This is a genomic window from Pontibacter sp. GD7, from assembly GCF_058216375.1.
In genome coordinates this window covers 369,060-391,019 of the sequence record NZ_JBYZMP010000001.1, presented here as the reverse complement: position 1 = coordinate 391,019, position 21,960 = coordinate 369,060, and the positions used below count along the sequence as shown (strand labels likewise).

Genomic DNA, 21,960 nt, shown 5'->3' with positions numbered 1-21,960 from the left:
CTGTTATACCATCGTATAGCTAATCTACATTAACCAAAAAATCTGAGCTTATGGCCATCGACTTACAACAAATCGGTAAAAGATTTAGGTTTTACACAAACCTTAAAGAACTGGAAATGGAGCAACTCAAATCCATGACAGGCAGCGATGAAACCACCCTATCTAATATCATATCCGGTAAAAATTACCTGCTTGATGATCTGGTGGCTATTGTAAAGCATTTTACCGACCTTAACCCGCAGTGGCTTATTTATGGCGAGGGAAGTATGTTTAAGCCGATGAACGCAGACGGCACCTGCCACGACCATCAGAAAGGCTGCCTCAAAAAAGACAAAGCCGCTTACCTGAAGCAGATGCAGAATATGCTGATCGAGCTTGATGCCGCCGAAGTTGCCAAAGGCCACCACCCCGATGTAGAGGCGCTAAGAGCAAAACTAGACGAATATAAAGCGACGCATTAAGTATTAGTTGTTCGTTATTCGTTATTGATTGTTCGTGAACGTAGAGGCGCAATATTTTGCGTCTTGTTTACTGTTAGGCAGTGCATCTTAGAGTTTGCAATAGAGGCCACCTAAAAGTATAAAGCATGGCTCACGGAAGTCCGAATAGTCCATTATTGTCAAGGCACAAGTCAAGCTGGGCTTAAGACTTGCGCCAAAGACCATTTCCCTTAAGTTGACGGCATTGGGTCGCGACCTGTCCCTACAAGTATAAACAGATGCCTACTCTTACCTGAAACAACAATTAACAACCAGCAATCAACAATTAAGCAGCGATGCCATTAAGTATAAGGCTTACCGTGAATAGCACATCGCGCTCAATTTTCTCGAAATCGATCTGGTCTTTTTTATGAAATTCAGCCCGCTGAAATTCCTCAAACTGGATTAAGTCTTTTACCACCATGATGGAGTAGCCCACACGCTCGGCCTCACAAAGTATAAAAGAGCCATTGGCTATACCTTCTTTTATAACCGCGGCATAGTAGTTCGCTTCTTTAGCTCTGGACTCCCGGAAGAGCTCCTGAAATAAGGTGCGTGTTTCTATCAGGACTTTAATAGAGATAGTGTGTTGCGTTACAATTTCCTGGTAGTAGCGCAACGAGGACCGGATATAAAGCAGCAACTGCTTATGGGGATTCTTTTCCTGTTCGGCGATTCGCTTAAGGCTCGAAAGCCTTTCTTTCCACTCCTGCGAGAAGGCCTCTATAAACAGCACCTCCTTGCTTTTGTAGTAATAGTATAGCGTGGGTTTTTTAAGGCCTATGGCATGCGCAATGTCGTCTAGGGTAGCCTTGCTGTAACCCATTCTGCCAAACACTGACTTTGCAGCATCCAGAATCTGCTCTTTCTTCGCCTCTGCTTTTTTACTCAAAACCTTTTGCTAAATGCCTTAAAGGGCCGCTATAAAACCAGCCTTGTATCAAAGTTAAAGTATAATTTTATACTTGCAAGTACCCAGCATGGGCTATTGTTTTACGGGCACCTCTACTACGCCTCTATCATCTGCCGGAAACCACTCCACATAAAAATCCTCTAGCTTCAGCTCCTGCTCTTCGGCGTAATCGAAAACCGCTTTGTACAGTTTGCGCGGCAACAAGGCGATGTTACCTTCAGCCTCGGCACGAACAACTCTTTTGCCGCCTGCTACGGTGCGCAGCTCATACCCGTCGGGCAGCGTTGTAGTTGTATCCTTAACAATTACACCTATAAACGCGCGTATACTATCGCCGCTTTTATCCGGGTCGTTATAGTAGATATTGCCCAGCATGCCCTTTACCTCGCCACTTTTAACTAATTTGGCAGCCATCCTGAAGGCACCTCCGAAATCTTCGTCTTCAATAGAGCCCTCGAACGGGATGCCCACCACATGCCTGGTTTCTGAGATTACGGTTTTTACATCAGGAGCCGTAAAACCACCGAGGTAAGTATAAAGCACCAGCAACACAACGCCGAAGCCAACTAAGATGTAGAAAAATTTCTTCATAAATCGATCATGTTCTTATACTGCATTTGGTGCAGCTGTGCATAGTATCCGTTCTTTTGCAAAAGTTCTTCGTGGTTGCCCATCTCTTTCAGCTCGCCCCTGTCAAGCACAATAATTTTATCTGCCTTCTGGATGGTGCTTAGCCTGTGGGCAATTACAATGGAGGTACGGCCTTGCATCAACTGTTCTATGGCGTACTGTATCAGTTCTTCGGTTTCAGAGTCAACGCTGGAGGTAGCCTCGTCGAGGATGATGATCTCGGGGTTATACACCATGGCGCGCACAAATGAGATAAGCTGTCGTTGCCCCACCGATAAGGTAGCACCTCGCTCCATCACTTTATAATGCAGGCCACCTGGCAAACGCTCTATGAATTTACGCGCCCCTACCAGGTCGGCGGCATGCCACATCTGCTCTTCGGTTATGGCTTTGTTGCCCAGGCTAATGTTATCGGCAATAGTGCCTGAGAATAAAAACACATCCTGCAACACTACACCAATATGGTGACGCAACACGCTCAGGTCATACTCCTGCAGGTCGTGGCCATCTATAATAATGTGCCCTTTGTTGATCTCGTAGAAGCGGTTCAGCAGGTTGATAACCGATGTTTTACCGGCACCAGTGGCACCCACAAAGGCAACTGTTTCACCGGCTTTCACTTCAAACGAGATATCACGCAGCACCCACTCCTCTTCGTTATAAGCAAACCACACATGGTCGAACTTAACATTGCCTTTAATTTTCTCTGGAGCATAGCTGCCATTGTCGGCAATCATCTCTTTGCTATCCAGCAACTTCATCAAACGCTCTGTGCTAACTACGCCCAACTGCAAGGTGTTAAAGCGGTCAGCGATCATGCGTATTGGCCTGAAGAACATCTGGATGTAAAGTATAAAGGCCATCAACGTACCCAGTGAGGTATCATCGTCGATAACGCCGTGTGCGCCGTACCACACCAGCAAGCCTAAGCCCGCAGCGCCTATGATCTCGGCCACCGGAAAGTATATGGAGTAGTATAAAACAGACCGCACGTTGGCGCGTGTATGCTCTTTGTTAATCTCCTTGAACTTCTCCATCTCGCGGTCTTCGTTGTTGAAGATCTGCACGATGCTCATACCAGTGATATGCTCCTGCACAAAGGAGTTCAGCCTCGCCACGGCAGTGCGCACCTCCTGAAAAGTAGCCTTTATCTTCTCCTTGAAAATGTAGGTGCTTATCAACATGAGCGGGAAGGTAGAAAGACTTACCAGTGTCAGTTCCCAGTCGATGTAGAACATGAAGCCTACAATAAACACCAACTGCAGAATATCGCCTATCATGGCGGCCAGACCCTCACTAAATACATCCGACAGCGTTTCCACGTCCGACACGTTGCGGGTAACCAGTGTACCGATCGGGGTTCTGTCGAAGAATTTCAGGCGCAGGTCCAGGATATGGCGGTAGAGTTTAATGCGGATGTCGCGCACCACGTGCTGCCCTAGCCAACCAGCAAAATAAGTATGCAGGTATTGCACCACGGCATGCACCACCAGCAGCACGGCCAAAATCACAAACATGCGGTTCAGACCATCCCAGTCGTTCTGCAGAATCTCGTTGTCTACGGTATACTGGATCAGGAAAGGGCGCACGGCGGCAAGTATAGCCGAAGCAAAGGTAAGGAACACAATAAAGTAAAAGATGCCGATATAGGGCTTCACGAACATGAACAGCCGTTTTAAAACGTCTGAATCGAATACTTTACCGGTATTTTTTGGCTTTTCTTCCAAATTGTATGCGGGTTAGGTGTTTGTGGCAAACGTACAGTTTATTTTGTACGTGCCTTTGCTTTTAACCGGCTGCAAAGTTAATGGTTTTGGATCAGGATTTTCAGGATTTATGGATGGGCAGGATTTATACTTCTAATCGGAGTAGATTGATTTGAGTAAATTGTCTGATCTTTCTAGCTACCCCTCTTCCTTAGTCTTACTTGCCTAAAGTTTTATAGTTTGTTTTGGTGCGCTCAAGGCCGCGTGGCCTCGTCCTTGGCCATCGCGCGGCTGGGGGTAGGGGCCCTCTTAGCTTCCTTTGCTCCTGACGTCGCAATGCCTCGCTTGCGCTCGTCACCGGAACCTCTCGAGGCGCTCAGTCCAAGGACTGGGATGGACACTTCTTCGTAAGCGGTTATCACAACTGGAAGGCAAGTATAAAAATCATAACTGCTACATCGTAAGGTCTCAGGCCATGTGCACCACCGACGATTTTTTGTTTGAGCGTTCAGCGAGTTCAAAATCGTCTTGATTCTTTTGCTTATTTTTCTCTTTATCGAGGGCCCCTACCCCCATCAAGGAGAAAAGTAAGGCCCAGCCGGCGAGGCGAAAAGCTGGCTTCAGCAAGGGCGTGCTAAACAATGAGAGGATTGATTGACGATTATAAGTTCTAGAAATATGGGGCCAGAAGTTAAAGGACAAACCCTAAACAAAAATTGCCGGCACCAAAAACTGGTACCGGCAATTTCTAAACTCAAGCCTCAGAATTCAGAACTCGAAACTTATACTTTAGCCAGAGCCTGCTCAATATCCGAGATAATATCGTCAGGGTGCTCCACGCCTACCGAGATACGCACCATCCCTTCGCCAATACCCATGTGGGCACGATCAGCCGGGGCGATATCAGAGTGGGTCATGGAGGCAGGGTGCTCGGCCAGCGACTCGGTGCCGCCTAAGCTTACGGCCAGCTTTATCAGTTTCAGGCTGTTCAGAAACTTAAAGGCCTCTTTCTCGCCACCCTTTATGTCGAAAGAGATCATCGAGCCTGCTGCGGTGCACTGCTTCTCGTAAATAGCCTGCTGCTGTGGGTTGTCCTGCAGGTCGCCGAGGTAATAGATTTTATCTACTTTCGGGTGCTGCTTCAGGTATGCGGCTACTGTTTCTGCCCCACGGCTTTGCGCCTCCATACGTATCTTCAGGGTTTCAAGGCTTCGCATCAGCATCCAACCCGTCCAGGGGCTAGCCATGGAGCCGGTAAACGTGCGCATGCCTTTTACCGCTTTTAGCAGTTCGGCAGAGCCTGTGCAGGCACCGGCGATAAGGTCGGAGTGGCCTCCGATATACTTTGTGGCAGAGTATAGCACAAGGTCAGCGCCATGCTTAAGTGGGTGCGAGAAAACTGGCCCCAAAAAGGTGTTATCCACAGCCACTAGCACTTTTTTATCTTCTGTAGAGTGTTTTTTGGCTAGTTCTGCGCAGGCTTCAATGTCTACAAGGTGGTTAGTTGGGTTGGCAGGTGTTTCGATGTAGACCATAGCCAGCTTATCGGCTGCGCCAGACTCGTCGAGCAGTTTCGAAACCTCTTCGGCTGTTGCGCTGGCTTGGAAGCCTATACTTTGGATGCCAAACTTTGGCAGGATGTTTTTGATGTAGTAATCCGAGCCACCGTAGATAGGTTCGCTGTGCAGAATCACGTCGCCGGGCTTAAGCAGGGCAAGCAGGGTTGTACTGATGGCCGCCATACCACTGGCAAAAACCGCTGAGTCTTCTGCTTCATCCCACAGGCGCAGGCGGTTCTCCAGAATCTCCAGGTCAGGGTTGTTCAGGCGGCTATAGATAAGGCCCAGTTGCTCTTCGGCACCTTTCTCACGCAGGCCATAAGCCAGTTCGAAGAAAGCTTTGCCCTCTTCGGCATTCTTAAAAACAAAGGTGGAGGTTTGGTAGATCGGGGCCTTCACTGCCATTTCCGACCACTCGGGGTTGTACCCGTAACTCATCATTAAACTCTCTGGCCGCAGGTGCTTACCATTTAAATGCGGCCCCAGATGGTCCTCTTCAAGTTGCATATTGTATATTTTTTTGTTTTAGGGTGATGTTCTGAAAATATGCTCCGGGTACTCTACTTTGGCTAAGTATAAACCCTCGGCTGGCGCGGCCCCACTTGCTTTGCTCCTGTCCTGGCTGGCGATGATTTGCTCAAAGGCTTGCATAGTCAGCTTGCCTCTGCCCACATCTGCCAAAGCACCTACTACCAAACGCACCATGCCACGCAAAAACCTGTTGGCCCTGATCGTGAACATGAGCTCCTCGCCCTGCTGTTGCCATACAGCCTCGTACATGTTGCAACGGTAGTGCTTGGTGTCGCCTTTTACTTTGCTGAAGGTAGTGAAATCCTCATACTTTAAAAGTATAGCCGCTGCCTCGTTCATCTTATCCACATCTAATGGCTTGCTATGGTACCAGGCGTAGTGGCGCTTAAACGGGTTTTTAGTAAAGCTGATGTGGTAATGGTAAGTGCGGGCAAAGGCATCGTAGCGGGCATGCGCCTCGTCGGTTACCAGGTATAAACTGCGTGCGGCAATGTCATCCGGAAGAAGGCGATTAAGGCGGTACACTACGTGCTGCGGGTCTAGCTGCTGCGCCGTATCGAAGTGTACAAATTGCTGACTAGCATGCACACCCGTGTCTGTGCGGCCGCTTCCTGTTGTACTGATCGGCTCACGCAATATCTTGCTCAGGCTGTCTTCCAGCACCTCCTGCACACTTAAGGCATTGGGCTGCACCTGCCAACCATGAAAACGCCCTCCATCATAGGCTATCTCTAAAAAATACCGCATGTAACAAAGGTATAAAATAAAACCCGCACACGCTTGCGGCATGTGCGGGTATAAGGGTGTATGTAAAACTGATTAGGTATTATCTGTTCTGTGTCTGTCCTTTGCCACGCAAGATATCGCCTAGCGTAGGGCTTTCGTTTCGTCGGCTCTCTTCCCGGCGACTTCTCTCCCAACGTTCATCATCTCTTCTTCTATCGTCATCACGTCTTCGGTCATCTTCGCGGCGACTTCTCTCCCAGCGGTCGTCATCGCGCCTTCGGTCTTCGTCCCGGCGTCTGGCCCAGATGTCGTCATCCTTCTCGTATTTCTTATCTTTTTTTCTGTATTCTTTCTCGTAGGCCTGCTCACGTTTCCACTCGGCATGGGCGCGGTGCTTCTCGTCTACAAACGAAGGTCTGCCTTTTGCTTTTCCTTTGTGCTTACCGTTACCCTGCCCTTGCGCCATTGCATTCTGGCTTGCAAAAGCCATTACAGCCACTAATGCCATCATCCATATCTTTTTCATGAGCTTTAGAATTTAGTTCTGCTGGTGTATTTGCAAAGGCTGTGCCAAAACCGGATAAATTTGATATTAAGGTTTTTGAATGCAATGGAACCAGAAGGCTCTTAGGTATAGATCATTGCCCTTTCATAATTTAGGCAATATGAAGTTCACAGGTGTAATTCATCCCCCTGCCCCCTTCAAAGGGGGACTTTTTGGGTATCGTGATTTTCCGTAATTGCTGCTTAGTGGTATTGGCTGATTACATGAAAAGCTGAATGTATAAATTGTGTTTTTTATACTCGCACTAAAAGTCCCCCTTTGAAGGGGGAAGGGGGATGACAATCGTTGGCTGATCTATTTGCTTGCTTCAGGATTGGGCAAGGACCAAATAAAACGTAAAAAGCCCACCCTGTTTCCAGAGCAGGCTTTCTGTGGTAGACGCTCGCAGGAGCTGCGCGCGCTGCGAGGTCCGGAATTTATACTTTCTCGTAGATGACGGCAACGCCTTGGCCAACGCCCACGCACATGGTTGCCAGACCATACTTTACATCGCTGCGGCGCTTCATTTCGTGCAGCAAAGTGGCAGATATACGTGTGCCGCTTGCACCAAGCGGGTGACCAATGGCAATAGAGCCGCCGTTCACGTTCACAATATCCGGGTTGATGCCCAGTTGCTGCATACATGGAACAGCTTGCGCTGCAAAAGCCTCGTTTATCTCTGCCAAACCGATGTCGTTTATACTTAGGCCGGCACGCTTCAGAGCTTTCTGGGTAGCAGGCACTGGCCCCATACCCATATGCGCCGGGTCTACGCCAGCTACTGCTGCCGATACCACACGTGCCATTGGAGTTAGATTATACCGCTTCAGCATCTCTTCACTTACAATGATGGAAACAGCCGCCCCATCGTTAATACCCGATGAATTACCAGCCGTTACGGAACCGCCTTTCTTGAAAGCTGGCTTCAGTTCTGCCAGCTTCTCCAGAGATGACAAACGCGGGTGCTCATCTGTATCGAAAATAATGTCGTCGCCTTTGCGCTGCGGAATGCGCACCGGCACTATCTCGTCTCTAAACTTACCTGCCTCAGCGGCTGCTTTATACTTTACCTGCGACTGATAGGCAAACTCGTCCTGGGTTTCACGTGAAATGCCGAAGCGCTCTGCCACATTCTCGGCTGTCTCGCCCATGGCAAACGGGTAATGCAACTGCGACAGTGCTGGATTGGTAAAACGCCAGCCAATGGTAGTGTCGTAAATCTCAGGAGTGCGGCCAAAAGCTGTTTCAGATTTTGCCATTACAAACGGGGCACGGGTCATACTTTCTACACCACCGGCCAGGTATACTTCGCCGTCGCCGCAGGTAATGGCACGGCTGGCATCGATTATGGACTGCAAACCAGAAGCGCAAAGTCTGTTAACGGTAACGCCCCCGATCTCCATCGGCAAACCAGCCAGTAAAAGGGCCATTCGCGCAACGTTACGGTTGTCTTCGCCGGCCTGGTTGGCTGCTCCCATCACCACATCCTCTATCAGAGCCGGGTCTAGGTTAGGGTTACGGGCTACTATTTCCTTCATTACCAGTGCCGCCATATCGTCTGGCCTTACACTGCTAAGCGTGCCGGCAAACTTGCCAACCGGCGTACGAAGTATATCAACGATGTATGCTGTGCTCATCTATGTTTTGGTTTTACAGGTCTTTGTCTAATTTTGTAACTCATTGCAAGTTAAATTAACCCCTTTATGATACAAAGAATTCAATCCGTATTTCTGTTCCTGCTGGTGCTATCGATGGTTGCCATGCTGTTTTTACCGCTTTGGTCTAAGACTGATGCCACTACCGGCGAGGAAGTTGTGCTTACCGCCTGGAACATAAAATCATTTATGCCTGCCGATGCCGCTGAAGGTACGCCTGTAAAAAGCGCCATGGCTATTGGGATGCTGGCCATTGCCGCTGCCGTAATCGCGCTGTACGAAACCTTCCAGTTCAAGAACCGCCTGAACCAAATGAAACTTGGCCTGCTAAACACACTGGTACTGGCTGCTTTGCTGGGCACATCGTTTTACTATGCGGCCTATGTTGGCGCTGAGCTGGTAAAAGCCGATAACAACGGTGCTTACGAAGCCGGTTTTTACCTGCCTATGCTGGGCCTGCTGCTAAATGCTCTGGCTAACCGCTTCATCAAACGCGACGAGGACCTGGTTAGGTCTGTAGACAGGTTGAGGTAATAATTTTGAATGAGTGGGTGAGTGAATGAGTGAATTTGCTCGATGCCTATAAAGCATTGAAGCCGCCTTGGGAGATGGTCCTTGGGCGGCTTTTTTGTTGTTTGGCAGGTGTAATAACCCACCCCTAACCCCTCCGAGGAGGGGAATTTTGGCTCACGCTTCAATTTTGATTTCATTAAGCACGTTACCCATGCCAAGAAATTAAACTTGAAAAAAGTTGCTGCAATCCGGGAACAATTCCCCTCCTCGGAGGGGTTAGGGGTGGGTCAATCGAACCCAGATGAAACGCCCAATAATCCCCTACAAGCCATACTTAAAAGAGCTTGCAAAACAACTTCGCCAGAGCAGCACATTAGCAGAAGTACTACTATGGAATGAGCTGAAAAATAAGCAGCTGCTCGGGCTGGACTTCGATAGGCAAAAGCCTTTGGGTAGTTATATTGTTGATTTCTACTGTAAAGATTTAATGTTAGCTATTGAGATAGATGGCGATAGCCACGACTACAAGTATAAAGAAGACTGCGCTAGGCAAACTAAGTTGGAAAGCCTCGGGGTCAATTTTCTTCGGTTTGATGATGCAGCTGTAAAACAAGATTTGCCTAATGTGCTGCGTGAGATTGAGGCATGGGTAATCAAGCATCGGCAGGGATGAGAATTTTGTCTGCCATTGTTGTTGTTGTTGTTGTTGTTATGGAGCATTGATCGGCAAGTGTAATAACCCACCCCTAGCCCCTCCGAGGAGGGGAATCTCCTTTTCGAGTATGCTTCAAACTTTAATGTTTACATTGGTTCTTCTCCGAGTAAAATATTGACTCTAACACTGATACTCTAGCAAAATATTGTCTGCAAGAAAATTCCCCTCCTCTGGATTAGCCGAAACGGGAGTTTTGAGCTAGCGAGCGTAGCTCTACAGGGGTGGGTTATTACACCTGCAAAAATTCACTCATTCACTCACCCACTCATTCAAAATTACCTCCTCCCAGTATACCGCTCCAGCTCCTGCACGCTACTATCGAACTTAAACAGGTCGTAGATGTAGTAGAAGTGCTCACGGTCGCAGAGGTAGTCGTAGGCGTATTTGGCGAACTCTACGCGGGTGGTTTCATAGTCGAACTGCTGTAGCACCCATTTCAGGTCGTCGGCTAGGATGCTGGCGTTGCGCACGGCGTCGCGGGCTATACTTAGTTTGGTGCTCTCGAAGTCGCGGCTGCGCATGGTTTGTAGCAGGCGGTCTATTTCGTGGGCTGTCATCAGGTTTCGGCAGTTGCTGCCGTAGCGATCATCGTGGCGGGGAGGTATAGGCTCGTAGCGGTGGTCGCGGTCGTAATCGTCGTGGCGGTCGGGGTAGCGAGGCTGCGGTCTAATTACTACTGGGGGTGCTAAAGGCACTTCGCTGATCAGGCGCAGATAAGCTTTGCCACTTCTGCCGGCTGTACGCACAGCATAGTTAGCCTCTACGCCGGCTGGCACTACAATGCGTTGCCCCATTTGGTATACGCCCTGCCGTGTTTTTATACTTAGCTCTACATAATGCCTGCCCGGCCTGATGGGGGCAATACGCACAAAGTTTGTTGCAGAGTGGTTAACTGTTTTATCGTTCAGTTTTACGTGGAACACCTCGCCACGCTCGGCGGTAAAGGTAAGTACAGCAGTTTGCGCAAACACCGGCAAGGCTAGCAGCACAAGCAATAGCGGAAGTAGAAGCTTTTTCATCTGAAGTATAGGTTTTTGCTTATACTTCCGCTAAGCCAATTATTGTGCCAGCTTTATTTAGACTAGAGTCTATAATTTACTCCTATGCTTGCCGAAACATCTTCGATCCATCTTCTATCTGGTCTTTTGAAGCCGAAATTATGATAGAACAATATTCCATCTGTATATATGTCAAGGTGCTTATTAAGCCTATAATTTAAAGTTAATCCAGCAGTCGCAATTAAAGTTAAACTTGACTTATATTCATCATATATTTTGGTGGTAGAACCTTTATAGATTTCGTCTTCTTGTGCTTTTATACGAGCGAGAACTGGAGTAAAAGAAGCATTACCATAAAGCTGCAGTCGCTTGTGTAAATCAAAAGGTGTGAATTTAAAAGTAACCGGCAACACAAGTGCTTTGGTCATTTGAGTAGTGGTAACGGCAAATACACTATCTTTGGATACATATCTGTTAGTGGAGCTTTTTCCTTCGCTAATTCCATAACCTAACCCAGCTTGTATACTTGACCTTTTACTAAGCCAATAACCGAAGTGTAACGTGACTATTGGCATCACGCCTCCAACAAACCTATATTTAGGTTCCCCTTCTGCTTGATAAACTGTGTTGCTTAATCCTATACCAACGAATGTTCTTTTCTCTGTAGAATCAGGTAAAGAAATATGCTGGGCATTTGCAAGCAAAGGGGATAAACAAATTAAAATAGCTAAAATTAATGCTTTCATATATTTTTTATTAAGGTTGATAAGCATGGTAAAGATTTTAAAATCACAACATTCTAAAATATTTACCACGCTTATATAGTTTTAATATCTTACACAGAAGTATATATAATCTCCCCCTGCTCCTTCATTCAAGTCTGAACCTACTCTTTCCCATGGCGATGGCGGTTGTATGGAAGCACTATTTCCATAAATAACTCCTACCTGTTTTACAGGAAGTCTTGTACTATTTGACTTAGCTTGATATGCATAAATATAGTTACCACCTGCTCCATCATTGAGCTCTGCCATATGATAGCCAAGCGGATCCTTTACTTCAATAGGAACCAAGCCCTGATCATAGAATTGCGGTCTCTGATTAATTGGATGACTAATAACAACTATACCTCGTATAGGCTTGGTTTTACCTAGATCTGCATCATCCACCCACCTAGATGATCCTTTTACAGCATCAGGATTTCGTGTATAGCACAAATATATATACTTGCCTCCTGCACCTCTATTTAAGTCAGCAGGTATTTTATAATAACCAGGCAAATCACTTGTATTAATTGTTGATGAGCTACCTTTTATTACTTTAAGATCTTGTATAAAATTATCAGGATTTGCAGGAAAATTCCCATAATCTCCAATATCTTCTGAACTAATGAAGTCGAAAGTAATAGTTGTAGGTGTTGGTGAACTTCCGCCGCCGCCACAGCACGGTTCCTCTGGGGCAGGTGCGATTACTTCACAATCTACACATTGGGCAGAGTAGGCTGCCATCTGCGCAGACGAGTAATCCCTAAAATCATACTTCGGCCTTGTAGGTCGTTCTTTGCCGCCATAGTCCGGTACCTGCACATCCTTGCTCACGTACTGGCCGGTTTTGTCGGTCTTGTACTTATCGTCTTTGGCTTCTTTCTCTTTTCCAGATTTCGCGTTCTGCACCTGCGTAATGCGTATGCTGTCGGGTTGCACACCCTCTTTGGTTTTGTCACAGCCCCACAGGGCTACGCTAGAAGATAGTAAGAATACGAGGAGCAGCCTTAGCCACGGAGCACTAAAATGGGGGGGGGGTAAAAGTTTGTTTTTTCATGAATAGTTTGTTCAAGTTTTTAGAGGTCAAAAATACATAGGGTAAATCATATATATTAAGGAATATTCGGCATTTAAGGTAACATGTGGTTGCATCCTGTGTTATGCTTTTTATCCTACTAAAGCTTTTTAAAAGGCACTTTCAGCAAGGTTTCTAACTATTAAGAGTCGCTAAAGTAACATCGCCCTAAACAAAAAAAGCCACAGGCTATGCACCTGTGGCTTTCAAAAGTATAGGTTTATACTTGATTATCCTTCGTAGTAAAACTCGCCTTTGTCGCTACGTATGGTAAGCACGTTGCGCTCGCTTGCCTCTACATGGCCAATAACTTGCGCATCCACTCCAAACGCTTTCGAGATGTCGATCAGGCTTTGGGCGTATTGCTGCGGCAGGTAAATCTCCAGGCGGTGGCCCATGTTAAACACCTTGTACATCTCTTTCCAGTCGGTGTGGCTTTGCTCCTGTATAATACGGAACAGCGGCGGCACCGGAAACAGGTTATTTTTTATAATATGTACCTTATCGGTAAAGTGAAGTACTTTAGTTTGGGCACCTCCGCTGCAATGCACCATGCCGTGTATGTGCTGGCGGTGCTGTTTTAGTATCTCCATTACAATAGGCGCATAAGTACGGGTTGGCGAAAGTACCAGCTTGCCCACTTCCATGCCTGTCTCCCTGTCAATATCGGTTAGCCTGTGGCTACCAGAATATACCAGGTCGGCTGGCAACTCAGGGTCGTAACTCTCGGGGTAAGATGCTGCCAAATACCTATGGAACACATCGTGGCGTGCCGAGGTAAGGCCATTGCTACCCATGCCGCCATTATACTCGGTTTCATAAGTGGCCTGCCCCGACGAAGAGAAGCCCACAATTACATCGCCAGCCTGAATATTATCATTAGAGATTACCTCGTCGCGGCGCATACGTGCCGTTACGGTACTATCCACTATAATGGTGCGCACCAGGTCGCCTACATCAGCGGTTTCGCCGCCTGTGCTGTAAATACCCACACCATTATCGCGCAGCATCTGCAGCACCTCTTCTGTACCGTTAATAATGGCGGCAATCACCTCGCCGGGTATCAAATTCTTGTTGCGGCCTATGGTTGATGATAGCAGGATATTGTCGGTGGCTCCCACGCAAAGCAGGTCGTCGGTATTCATCACAACGGCATCCTGGGCAATGCCTTTCCACACACTCATGTCGCCGGTTTCTTTCCAGTACATATAAGCCAACGACGATTTGGTTCCGGCTCCGTCGGCATGCATCAAAGCGCAGTACTCGGGGTCGCCGGTAAGTATATCGGGGATGATCTTACAGAAAGCTTTCGGGAAAAGTCCTTTGTCGATGTTCTTGATGGCGTTGTGCACATCTTCCTTAGAGGCAGAGACGCCGCGGCGCAAATATCTGTTTTCTTCCATAGTCTTGGATGATTTGCTTACAAATTTAACAAAGCTGGCGGGATTAGTGGTATATCGGCACAGCTTATTCCTGCTATTAAACACCGCCCCCTGTTTTTTATACTTTTTTCAAAGGCAATACAATATTCACAACAGTATCGGGTTTATCATATATTCCATTCACCTAACAAACTTATACTTATGAAAAACAAACGCTTGTACCCCGTTCTGTGTGCCTTAACGCTGCTCTCTACTCCTTTAATGGCTCAAACCGACGATGCCCCTACCTCTAAGCCTAACGCCATTGCACCTTATAAAACAGCTATTGGCCTCAGGTTGTCGCCTTCTCCTGCGTATGGCTCGGAGCTAAGTTTTACGGCCAAGCATTTTATCAGCCCGGAATCTGCTCTGGAAGCGCAGGTTGGCTCAATAAACTACAACAGGGGCTACATGGCATCCCTGCAATATGTGTGGCAACCACAATTGCTTACATCCAAACGGTTAAGGCCTTACGCAGGTATAGGGTTGGGTATAACAGGAACTGAGTTTAACAGGTATGGCGAGAAGCAAGCTCTGGCAACTAACCTTGTAGGCGTGTTCAGTGTCGGTATTGAGTACTCGTTTACTAAAGTCCCTTTGGCGCTATCCCTGGATTATCGCCACGCCTTTGCAGGGTATAAAACAGATTACGACAAGCATGTGCCGCTAAACAGACTGAATAATGTGGGCTTTGGGCTGAAGTATAGGTTTGGGAAGTGAGTTGTAAACAATTGACACACCCCTACCCCTCTCGAGAGGGGAATCTAGGCCATTGCTGAATTGAGATGTAAGTTTCATTGTTGAGGTCGTTCTTCGGGCAGGTCGCGTGGCCCTCAAAATTGCCAAAGTTAAAGGACCTCGCAGCGTGCGAAGCTCCTGCGAGTGTCTGGTATTACCGGGTCAAACCACCCCCAACCCCCTCAGAGCTACGCTCGCAATCTTCGAACTCTCGTTCTCGATTGTCCAAGGAGGGGAGTTTTTGGCATTACTGATATATACTTTATGCCAGTTGTGACAGGCGATTACCAAGAAGTGTCAATCCCAGTTTCTCTGTTGAGTCGCCTTGTGAGATCCGGTATCGCGCAAGCGGCAGCGCCCCCGGCGCAGGAGGGAACACAGCGGCGATACAGAGAAACGAGGCCACGCGGCCTTGAGCGCACCAAAACCTGAGATGAAACTATTGATAAGTATAACTGAGGATGAACAGAAGCTAGAAAGAAATATCATACTCACACAAAACCAAAAGAGCCGCACAAGTATAAACTTATGCGGCTCTCTTATGTAGCGCTACACTGATTACTCTTGTATACGCACCACCTTGAATTCGGTACGGCGGTTGCGCTGATGCTCTTCTTCTGTAGTGGCGTTCTTCACAACCGGCCTGCTCTCACCATAGCCTTTTGCCGTAATGCGCGAACGGTCTATGCCTTTTGATATAATGTATTCCACCGCAGACTCGGCACGGCGTTGCGACAGGTCCTGATTATAGGCGTCGCTGCCACGGGAGTCGGTGTGTGAGCTAAGTTCGATGGAGATACTCGGGTTATCGTTTAGTACCTGCACCAGCTTATCCAGTTCAATGGCTGCATCCGGTCTGATGTTGGCTTTGTCGAAATCGTAGAAAATGTTCTCCAGCACAATGGCTTTCTCTTTCACAATCTCATTTAATACCAGTGTTGCTGTCAGGCGCACTTCATTTTCTTCTTCTGTAAGCTGGTCCTGAGCTGGCATTTTACCCACTGTGGTAATGCGCTGACGGGCTGTAAAGAAACCGGGCTTTTCAGATACCAGGAAGTAAGTTGAAGCTGTATCCAGGGCAAAGTCAAACTGACCGTTTGCATCGGTGGTGGCAGTGCGCAGCTTGTTGCCTTGCTCGTCCTGCAGCGTAACCGGGTGGTTGACTACAGAGGTGCGCTGCTTAGCCCCTTCGCGCAACTGGTACAATGTGCCATCTACAAAGAAATTAACTGTTTTGCGCTTTGTTCTGGCCAGATAGTATAAATCATCGCCGCCTTTGCCGCCATCGCGGTTAGAGGCAAAGAAACCGGTATTGTCGTTCTTTAAAAAGATGCCAAAATCATCACTTGGCGAGTTTACAGGCGCACCCATGTTTACCGGCACTCCGTTTTCCACACGGAACAGGTCTAAATTGCCCAATCCCGGCAAGCCATCCGAGGCAATGTAAAGCGTACCATCCGGACCTACATACACAAAGCTTTCGTTTCCGGGTGTGTTTATACCTGGGCCAAGGTTCTCTGGTGCGCTAAACCGGCCATTGGCATCTAAAGTAGATTTATAAATGTCATTGCCGCCCAAACCGCCTTTTCTATCCGATGAGAAGTATAACGTTCTGCCATCCGGCGAAAAGGCCGGAGACGAATCCCAGGCACGCGGATCGTTTATTCTGAGTAGTTCCGGTTCGCTCCATGAACCTGAGCGAAAATGGGTTATAAACAGGTCCACATTCTGACGGCCTTTTTTATTACCCTCGTTGCCGCGGGCAAAAACCATGGTGCGGCCTTCGTTGGCAAAAGTGGTCAGGGCATCGTGTATACCCTCCATGTTTATACCGTCAAATTTTCTGACGGCACCGCCAAGCGCAGCAGCCGAATCGGTAAGGGTGGTTGCAAAAATATCGATGAAGCCCTCGCCGTTGCCCAGGTAAGTTTTGCCTGGACCACGCGTCGAGGAAAACACCAGCTCATTGTTCATCACATAGGGGCCAAACTCAGATGCCTCGGTATTTAAGGCTTCCAGGTTCTGGATCTCATAGCGCGGTGCCTTTCGTAAAATATCGCTCAGGGTACTGAAGTTCTCCACTTCGCGGGCTGCCCTGGATTTAAGTTGCGGGTTGGCACCAAGTTTCAGGTAATCCTCAAACTGGTTGAGTGCCTCTTCGTAATTGCCGTTCGCCTTAAGCGCCAAACCGTAATAGAAGAATGCATCCTCTTTTCTGTATTTGTTATCAAGGGCTGCTTTATAGTATGGCTCGGCCTGTGCCAAACGGTTAGACAGGCGGTAGGCCTCCGCTATCTTATAGTTTACCTCGCCTGGGTTATCGGCTTTGCTTAAACCCTGCTTGTAAAACTCTATTGCCCGCTCATATTCTTCCGCCCCAAACTTTTTATCGCCTCTGCTAATATACCTTCCGGCACCGCAAGCGCTAAGTATAAAAACCAGCACCAGGCACAAACTAATTAGTTTTAGTGTAATTGCCAGAGACTTTGTCTGTAGTTTTTGATGCATGAGCAAGTAAATGTTAGGGTTGTCCTGATCAGAAATACTTTGCAAGCCAGCTGCTGCCGGCAGGCTTAGGCCATGCTTGCTGCAACTCTTCAAAGTTGTTCACCAGTGTATCAAAGTATAAAGTATCCTTGTTAATATTGCCAGAAGCTACTTTCGTCTTCATTTCGGTCAATGGCACTGTTATAACCTCCCCTTCTTCCCAAAAAGCCAGCTGCGACCTGTCAAAAAAAGTAACGCCCAGACGTTGCTCCAACTCCCGGACAAACCTCACAGATGCGTCAATGGAGCACCCGCTGGCTGCGGTAGCCGACTCGTTGTTGCCAATAACCAGAAAGCGATTGTGCAGCAAATCTGCCGAGGCCTGGAGGCCTTTTCCATGGCTACTCCACTCAGTAGCAAAACGTTCTAAAAGTGGTTTTATTTCATCCTGCTCCTGCGCTGTAAGGGCGCGGTTAGCCTGATAGATCCAGAGCCGGGCTTGCGGCTGCAACTCGTCAAACGGAATATACATGATATTTGTTGATTGTTGATTGTTAAATGGCTAAACTGTTGAATGGTTAAATGGCTGTAAGCTATACTTTGAGACGTGCCTATACTTCAATTAGATCAGGTATACATGCAAACTCTCTGTGGAAAATCAACAATTAAACAATTTAACAATGTAGCAATTTACTTTGTAAGCCCTTCGGCCTGCGCAATCAGTTCAGCGATATCAAAAACCTTTACGGTTTCTTCCTGCTCCTTGTTCTTTACGCCATCGTTCATCATCACCATACAGAACGGGCATGCAGTGGCAATTACACCGTTGCCAGCGCCTAAAGTGGCCAGTGCCTCCTCAGTTCTTTCTATGTTGACATCTTTAGTACCTGGCTCCGGCTCTTTAAACATCTGGGCACCGCCGGCACCGCAGCATAAACCGTTGGCACGGCTGCGTTTCATCTCCACCAGGTCAGCATCCAGGGCTGCCAGCACATCGCGTGGCGCCTCGTAAATATCGTTGGCACGGCCCAGGTAGCAGGAGTCGTGGAATGTGATGCGTTTGCCTTTGAACTCCTCACCGCCTTGTACTTTTACCTTGCCCTCGTTAATTAACTGTTGCAGGAAAGTAGAGTGATGGATAACCTCATAGTTACCACCCAGATCAGGGTACTCGTTTTTGATCGTGTTAAAGCAATGCGGGCAAGCCGTTACAATCTTTTTCACGTTGTAGGCGTTCAGTACCTCAATGTTGGTAAGCGCTTGCATCTGGAACAGGAACTCGTTGCCGGCACGCTTGGCCGGGTCGCCGGTGCAGCTCTCTTCGGTACCCAATACGGCATACTTTACACCCACGTGCTCCAGAATCTGTACAAAGGCACGGGTTACTCTTTTATAGCGGTCGTCGAAAGCGCCGGCACAGCCTACCCAAAACAATACCTCCGGCTCCTCGCCATTGGCAGCCATCTCGGCCATGGTAGGCACTTTTACTAATCTTTTATTCTCTTCCATCTGATTATTGAAAAGGGACGCAAGACAAAGGACACAAGACACAAGACTTTTAAAATCTTTTTGTCATTCCCACAGTCTTGTGTCTTACATCTTGTGTCTTGTGTCTAAAAATTAATTTTTACTAGGTACATACAACTCATCGGCCCAGTTAAAGCGGTCTGCAGGCGAGAAGGCCCATGGGGCTCCGTTGTTCTCGATGTTGGTAAACATAGCGTTAAGCGAGGCCGGCGCAGCAGACTCCTCCAGCACCAGGTAGCGGCGCAGGTCCATGATCGTGGAAAGCTGGTCTATGTTTACCGGGCAAGACTCCACGCAGGCATTACAGCTGGTGCAGGCCCACAGTTCTTCCGGCGTAATGTAGCCGCGAAGCAGGGTCTTTTCCTCTGTCGTATCCACGCGCTCCACACCCATTTCCTTGTAGTGGTTTGGCTTAAAGATAGCCGGGTGCTCCCCTTTCTCTTCCATCCTGTCGCGGGTGTCCATCACGATCTTGCGTGGCGAAAGCAACTTGCCCGTAATGTTAGCCGGACAAACAGAAGTACAGCGGCCACATTCGGTACAAGTATAAGAGTCCATCAGCTGTTTCCAGGTCAGGTCTTCCACGTCTTTTGCACCGAAGCGCTGCATTACCGGGTTGCCCTCCGCATCTACCTCCGGGGCAGGCGGCTGGTAGCTTGGATCCAGCATGGCCTTTATCTCGTGGGTGATGGCGGCGTTGGTCGTGAACTTACCCTTTGGCAATAGCTTGGAGTAGTATACGTTCGGGAAAGCCATGATAATGTGGAAGTGCTTGGAGCTTGGCAGGTAGTTCATAAAGGCAAGTATGCCCAGTATGTGGAACCACCAGCCCACTCTGCCGATCACGTACAGGTTATCCGGGTCACTGCCCAGTATATCCACAAACATGGAGCTTACCGGGTAAACTCCTGCTATGTGTGTACCGCGCAACTGCGCCAGTTTCAGGTCTGAGATATTGAAAGCGAATAGGGCGATCATCAAAACAATCTCCGTGATCAGGATAAGGTTGGCATCCAGCTTTGGCCAGGCACGCATTTCCACACCAGCTGCTAATCGTGGCACTTTTGTTACGTTACGTCTCCACAGGAACATAACGCAGGCTATGATCACCAGTGCTGCCAGTATCTCATTAATAAACATCAGGCCGCTGTAAAGTATACCGGCAAAGCCAAGTATACGGTGCGTGCCAAATATGCCGTCGATCAGGATCTCCAGCACTTCGATGTTAATTACCAGAAAGCCTACATACACAAAAAGGTGCAGCACCGCAGGCAGCATGCGCTTGAACATTTTCTGCTGCCCGAAGGCTACCAGCAATGTTTTGTTGATGCGCTCAGACGGGTTATCCGATAGTCCCACATCACGGCCCATAAGCACGTTTTTGCGGATTTTGCGGATCTGCCATACAAACAACCCGATTCCGAGGGCAGCCACAATCAAGAAGACAATGTTTTCGATTCCTATTATCACGGCAAATTATTCGTTATACATACTAATTTGTAGTTAAAGATAGTAGAATAATGAGAAAAACGTACGCAGGAGCAATATTTAAAAATATTTTTCTCAAGAATGTTTGCTACTTAAAAGTTAGTTACTACTTTTGCATACCCTTAAACGAAAGGGCAACAAAAAAGAGTTGGTGATGTAGCTCAGTTGGTAGAGCAAAGGACTGAAAATCCTTGTGTCGTTGGTTCGATTCCAATCATCACCACTACAAACCCTTGCCGGAAACGGTGAGGGTTTTTTGTTTTAAACCGGTTTGTTTGCGTAAAGTTTATACTTCCCCCAGCTACCGAGATAACATTTCCTGGCAGTTCATACGCATCTCGAACAGGGCCGCCGAATAGCCTAGCTGGTAGGCCTGGTAAAAATGCACACAAGCCGAGTCCGACTTCTGCTGCTCCAACTCATTCCGACCTAGTAAGTATAAAGCCCTTCCGTTTTGCTTGTCAACCTCAGCCGCCAGCCTGTAGTCCTGCTCTGCTGCATAGAAGTCTTTCAGGGCAGAGTATCCAAACCCCCGGTACGTAAGCGCAGTCACCCATTTTTCGCTACCCGGCTTGCTGTTTTTAAGGTAAATTGTCAGGTCGTTGATAGCATCTTTATACTTGCCCAGAAAAAAAAGACGCACCTCCCCCCTGGTTCTGTAAGCGCTCCAGAAATTTTCGTTTAGCTCTATTGCTCGCGTAAGGTCCTTTTCGGCCTGTTGGTATTGCTCCAGTTGCTGGTAGCTACGCCCCCGCATAAAGTATACTTGTGCCGACGGCCTGTCGCGCAACTTAAGCACCTTATTCAGGTCATCCAGTGCGGCAGGGTAATTTTCGTACACATCCAGCTCTATGCTGGCCCGCGCCTCGTAGGCGTCGGCATTTTCGGGCATAAAATGTATCGCATCCGAAAGAAGCCTGTGTGCACTGCTGTATTTACCGTCAGCCATGTATGTCAAGGCAGTCTTATACTTGTCCTCGCCGGTAACATAGTCCATTACCACTTTCAGCAATAAACTAAAAGTTATAAGCCCCGCCACGAAAGCAATGGTGATGTACCAGTCCTTGCGCGAGAACTTGTAGGTTTCCCGTTTTATGGGTCTGTAATAACGTTCTGTTACACCGGCTGGGCGGCGTGTCTGGTAGTAGCGCGGATCTGTCTGGTAGGCTTGTTGGCGCAGCACGCGCTGCCGCTCCAGTTGGTACTGCAGGCGCAGGTCGTACAGTGCCCTTTTGTTTGGATTGGACAGGGTTTGGTAGGCTGCATTGATCTGCTTGAACATTTCCTCTGCAAGTGTGTCCCCTTGGTTTTTATCCGGGTGGTACTTAACGGCAAGGCGCTTGTAGGCAGCCTTCACCTCCTGGGTAGTGGCTGTAGGACTAATGCCTAAAATATGGTAGTAGGTACGGTTCAAACAATCAGAATCTTAAAAAAGATTATTGTTAAAATTAGCTAAAAACGGACAATATACCTCAAATTCCGTACTACACA

The 21,960-nt window shown here is 47.9% G+C and carries 20 protein-coding genes and 1 tRNA gene; 5 read left to right on the top strand and 16 right to left on the bottom strand.

Translation table 11 applies throughout. From position 1 onward, the window contains the following. The first annotated feature begins 50 nt into the window (after positions 1-50). Complete coding sequence (locus tag AC4BAP_RS01680; protein WP_490580878.1) at positions 51-461, top strand: hypothetical protein; 411 nt, start codon at positions 51-53, stop codon at positions 459-461. A 304-nt stretch (positions 462-765) separates the two neighbouring features. On the opposite strand, the gene AC4BAP_RS01675 is transcribed toward AC4BAP_RS01680, so the two are convergent. The 7 genes from AC4BAP_RS01675 to AC4BAP_RS01645 form a co-directional block, all read right to left on the bottom strand. After that, on the bottom strand, positions 766-1,371 hold the full coding sequence (locus tag AC4BAP_RS01675; protein WP_490580877.1) for a TetR/AcrR family transcriptional regulator: 606 nt from the start codon (positions 1,369-1,371) through the stop codon (positions 766-768). Positions 1,372-1,464: 93 nt separating this feature from the next. Continuing rightward, complete coding sequence (locus AC4BAP_RS01670) at positions 1,465-1,983, bottom strand: hypothetical protein (RefSeq protein ID WP_490580876.1); 519 nt, start codon at positions 1,981-1,983, stop codon at positions 1,465-1,467. Next, the gene (locus tag AC4BAP_RS01665) at positions 1,980-3,749 is read right to left on the bottom strand and encodes an ABC transporter ATP-binding protein (RefSeq protein WP_490580875.1); all 1,770 of its coding nucleotides are present in this window, start codon (positions 3,747-3,749) and stop codon (positions 1,980-1,982) included. The genes AC4BAP_RS01670 and AC4BAP_RS01665 overlap by 4 nt, the downstream gene beginning before the upstream one ends. A gap of 761 nt (positions 3,750-4,510) precedes the next feature. Further along, positions 4,511-5,794: a cystathionine gamma-synthase family protein gene (locus AC4BAP_RS01660; protein WP_490580874.1), complete on the bottom strand. Its 1,284-nt coding sequence runs from the start codon at positions 5,792-5,794 to the stop codon at positions 4,511-4,513. 18 nt (positions 5,795-5,812) lie between these two features. After that, complete coding sequence (truA, locus tag AC4BAP_RS01655) at positions 5,813-6,565, bottom strand: tRNA pseudouridine(38-40) synthase TruA (RefSeq protein ID WP_490580873.1); 753 nt, start codon at positions 6,563-6,565, stop codon at positions 5,813-5,815. Between the two features lie 79 nt (positions 6,566-6,644). Further along, entirely contained in the window at positions 6,645-7,070 is a 426-nt protein-coding gene (locus tag AC4BAP_RS01650; RefSeq protein ID WP_490580872.1) for a hypothetical protein, read from the bottom strand. Positions 7,071-7,525: 455 nt separating this feature from the next. Next, the gene (locus tag AC4BAP_RS01645; RefSeq protein ID WP_490580871.1) at positions 7,526-8,725 is read right to left on the bottom strand and encodes a thiolase family protein; all 1,200 of its coding nucleotides are present in this window, start codon (positions 8,723-8,725) and stop codon (positions 7,526-7,528) included. Positions 8,726-8,791: 66 nt separating this feature from the next. Here AC4BAP_RS01645 and AC4BAP_RS01640 point away from each other — a divergent pair, with 66 nt between their 5' ends. Both AC4BAP_RS01640 and AC4BAP_RS01635 read left to right on the top strand, forming a co-directional pair. After that, positions 8,792-9,277: a DUF4293 domain-containing protein gene (locus AC4BAP_RS01640; protein WP_490580870.1), complete on the top strand. Its 486-nt coding sequence runs from the start codon at positions 8,792-8,794 to the stop codon at positions 9,275-9,277. A 280-nt stretch (positions 9,278-9,557) separates the two neighbouring features. Next, complete coding sequence (locus AC4BAP_RS01635; protein WP_490580869.1) at positions 9,558-9,929, top strand: endonuclease domain-containing protein; 372 nt, start codon at positions 9,558-9,560, stop codon at positions 9,927-9,929. 317 nt (positions 9,930-10,246) lie between these two features. On the opposite strand, the gene AC4BAP_RS01630 is transcribed toward AC4BAP_RS01635, so the two are convergent. The 4 genes from AC4BAP_RS01630 to AC4BAP_RS01615 form a co-directional block, all read right to left on the bottom strand. Further along, complete coding sequence (locus AC4BAP_RS01630; protein WP_490580868.1) at positions 10,247-10,990, bottom strand: proline and serine-rich protein 1 family protein; 744 nt, start codon at positions 10,988-10,990, stop codon at positions 10,247-10,249. 62 nt (positions 10,991-11,052) lie between these two features. Then, complete coding sequence (locus AC4BAP_RS01625; RefSeq protein WP_490580867.1) at positions 11,053-11,742, bottom strand: hypothetical protein; 690 nt, start codon at positions 11,740-11,742, stop codon at positions 11,053-11,055. A gap of 54 nt (positions 11,743-11,796) precedes the next feature. Continuing rightward, the gene (locus AC4BAP_RS01620; RefSeq protein WP_490580866.1) at positions 11,797-12,642 is read right to left on the bottom strand and encodes a hypothetical protein; all 846 of its coding nucleotides are present in this window, start codon (positions 12,640-12,642) and stop codon (positions 11,797-11,799) included. Between the two features lie 396 nt (positions 12,643-13,038). After that, complete coding sequence (locus tag AC4BAP_RS01615) at positions 13,039-14,211, bottom strand: AIR synthase related protein (RefSeq protein WP_490580865.1); 1,173 nt, start codon at positions 14,209-14,211, stop codon at positions 13,039-13,041. Between the two features lie 180 nt (positions 14,212-14,391). Between AC4BAP_RS01615 and AC4BAP_RS01610 the strand changes: the two genes are divergently transcribed. After that, positions 14,392-14,949 (top strand): hypothetical protein, encoded by a 558-nt coding sequence (locus tag AC4BAP_RS01610; RefSeq protein WP_490580864.1) that lies wholly within the window; start codon positions 14,392-14,394, stop codon positions 14,947-14,949. Between the two features lie 576 nt (positions 14,950-15,525). On the opposite strand, the gene AC4BAP_RS01605 is transcribed toward AC4BAP_RS01610, so the two are convergent. From AC4BAP_RS01605 to AC4BAP_RS01590, 4 genes are all read right to left on the bottom strand, one after another. Beyond that, positions 15,526-17,475 (bottom strand): CHU_0125 family OmpA-like outer membrane integrity protein, encoded by a 1,950-nt coding sequence (locus tag AC4BAP_RS01605; protein WP_490580863.1) that lies wholly within the window; start codon positions 17,473-17,475, stop codon positions 15,526-15,528. Between the two features lie 28 nt (positions 17,476-17,503). After that, a complete protein-coding gene (locus AC4BAP_RS01600) occupies positions 17,504-17,986 on the bottom strand; it encodes a hypothetical protein (protein WP_490580862.1) in 483 nt (160 codons plus the stop codon). 158 nt (positions 17,987-18,144) lie between these two features. Continuing rightward, entirely contained in the window at positions 18,145-18,963 is an 819-nt protein-coding gene (locus AC4BAP_RS01595) for a (Fe-S)-binding protein (protein ID WP_490580861.1), read from the bottom strand. A gap of 111 nt (positions 18,964-19,074) precedes the next feature. Further along, entirely contained in the window at positions 19,075-20,448 is a 1,374-nt protein-coding gene (locus AC4BAP_RS01590) for a 4Fe-4S dicluster domain-containing protein (RefSeq protein WP_490581142.1), read from the bottom strand. 171 nt (positions 20,449-20,619) lie between these two features. On the opposite strand from AC4BAP_RS01590, the gene AC4BAP_RS01585 reads away from it, so the two are divergent. Then, positions 20,620-20,692 (top strand) — tRNA-Phe (locus AC4BAP_RS01585). 78 nt (positions 20,693-20,770) lie between these two features. On the opposite strand, the gene AC4BAP_RS01580 is transcribed toward AC4BAP_RS01585, so the two are convergent. Next, on the bottom strand, positions 20,771-21,883 hold the full coding sequence (locus AC4BAP_RS01580) for a DnaJ domain-containing protein (protein WP_490580860.1): 1,113 nt from the start codon (positions 21,881-21,883) through the stop codon (positions 20,771-20,773). Positions 21,884-21,960 lie beyond the last annotated feature (77 nt).

Coding starts and splice junctions, on each gene's coding strand:
- AC4BAP_RS01595 (WP_490580861.1), bottom strand. CDS start 18,963: ATGGAAGAGAATAAAAGATTAGTAAAAGTGCCTACCATGGCCGAGATG.
- AC4BAP_RS01650 (WP_490580872.1), bottom strand. CDS start 7,070: ATGAAAAAGATATGGATGATGGCATTAGTGGCTGTAATGGCTTTTGCA.
- truA (WP_490580873.1), bottom strand. CDS start 6,565: ATGCGGTATTTTTTAGAGATAGCCTATGATGGAGGGCGTTTTCATGGT.
- AC4BAP_RS01630 (WP_490580868.1), bottom strand. CDS start 10,990: ATGAAAAAGCTTCTACTTCCGCTATTGCTTGTGCTGCTAGCCTTGCCG.
- AC4BAP_RS01680 (WP_490580878.1), top strand. CDS start 51: ATGGCCATCGACTTACAACAAATCGGTAAAAGATTTAGGTTTTACACA.
- AC4BAP_RS01600 (WP_490580862.1), bottom strand. CDS start 17,986: ATGTATATTCCGTTTGACGAGTTGCAGCCGCAAGCCCGGCTCTGGATC.
- AC4BAP_RS01670 (WP_490580876.1), bottom strand. CDS start 1,983: ATGAAGAAATTTTTCTACATCTTAGTTGGCTTCGGCGTTGTGTTGCTG.
- AC4BAP_RS01660 (WP_490580874.1), bottom strand. CDS start 5,794: ATGCAACTTGAAGAGGACCATCTGGGGCCGCATTTAAATGGTAAGCAC.
- AC4BAP_RS01605 (WP_490580863.1), bottom strand. CDS start 17,475: ATGCATCAAAAACTACAGACAAAGTCTCTGGCAATTACACTAAAACTA.
- AC4BAP_RS01645 (WP_490580871.1), bottom strand. CDS start 8,725: ATGAGCACAGCATACATCGTTGATATACTTCGTACGCCGGTTGGCAAG.
- AC4BAP_RS01635 (WP_490580869.1), top strand. CDS start 9,558: ATGAAACGCCCAATAATCCCCTACAAGCCATACTTAAAAGAGCTTGCA.
- AC4BAP_RS01625 (WP_490580867.1), bottom strand. CDS start 11,742: ATGCTTATCAACCTTAATAAAAAATATATGAAAGCATTAATTTTAGCT.
- AC4BAP_RS01610 (WP_490580864.1), top strand. CDS start 14,392: ATGAAAAACAAACGCTTGTACCCCGTTCTGTGTGCCTTAACGCTGCTC.
- AC4BAP_RS01615 (WP_490580865.1), bottom strand. CDS start 14,211: ATGGAAGAAAACAGATATTTGCGCCGCGGCGTCTCTGCCTCTAAGGAA.
- AC4BAP_RS01640 (WP_490580870.1), top strand. CDS start 8,792: ATGATACAAAGAATTCAATCCGTATTTCTGTTCCTGCTGGTGCTATCG.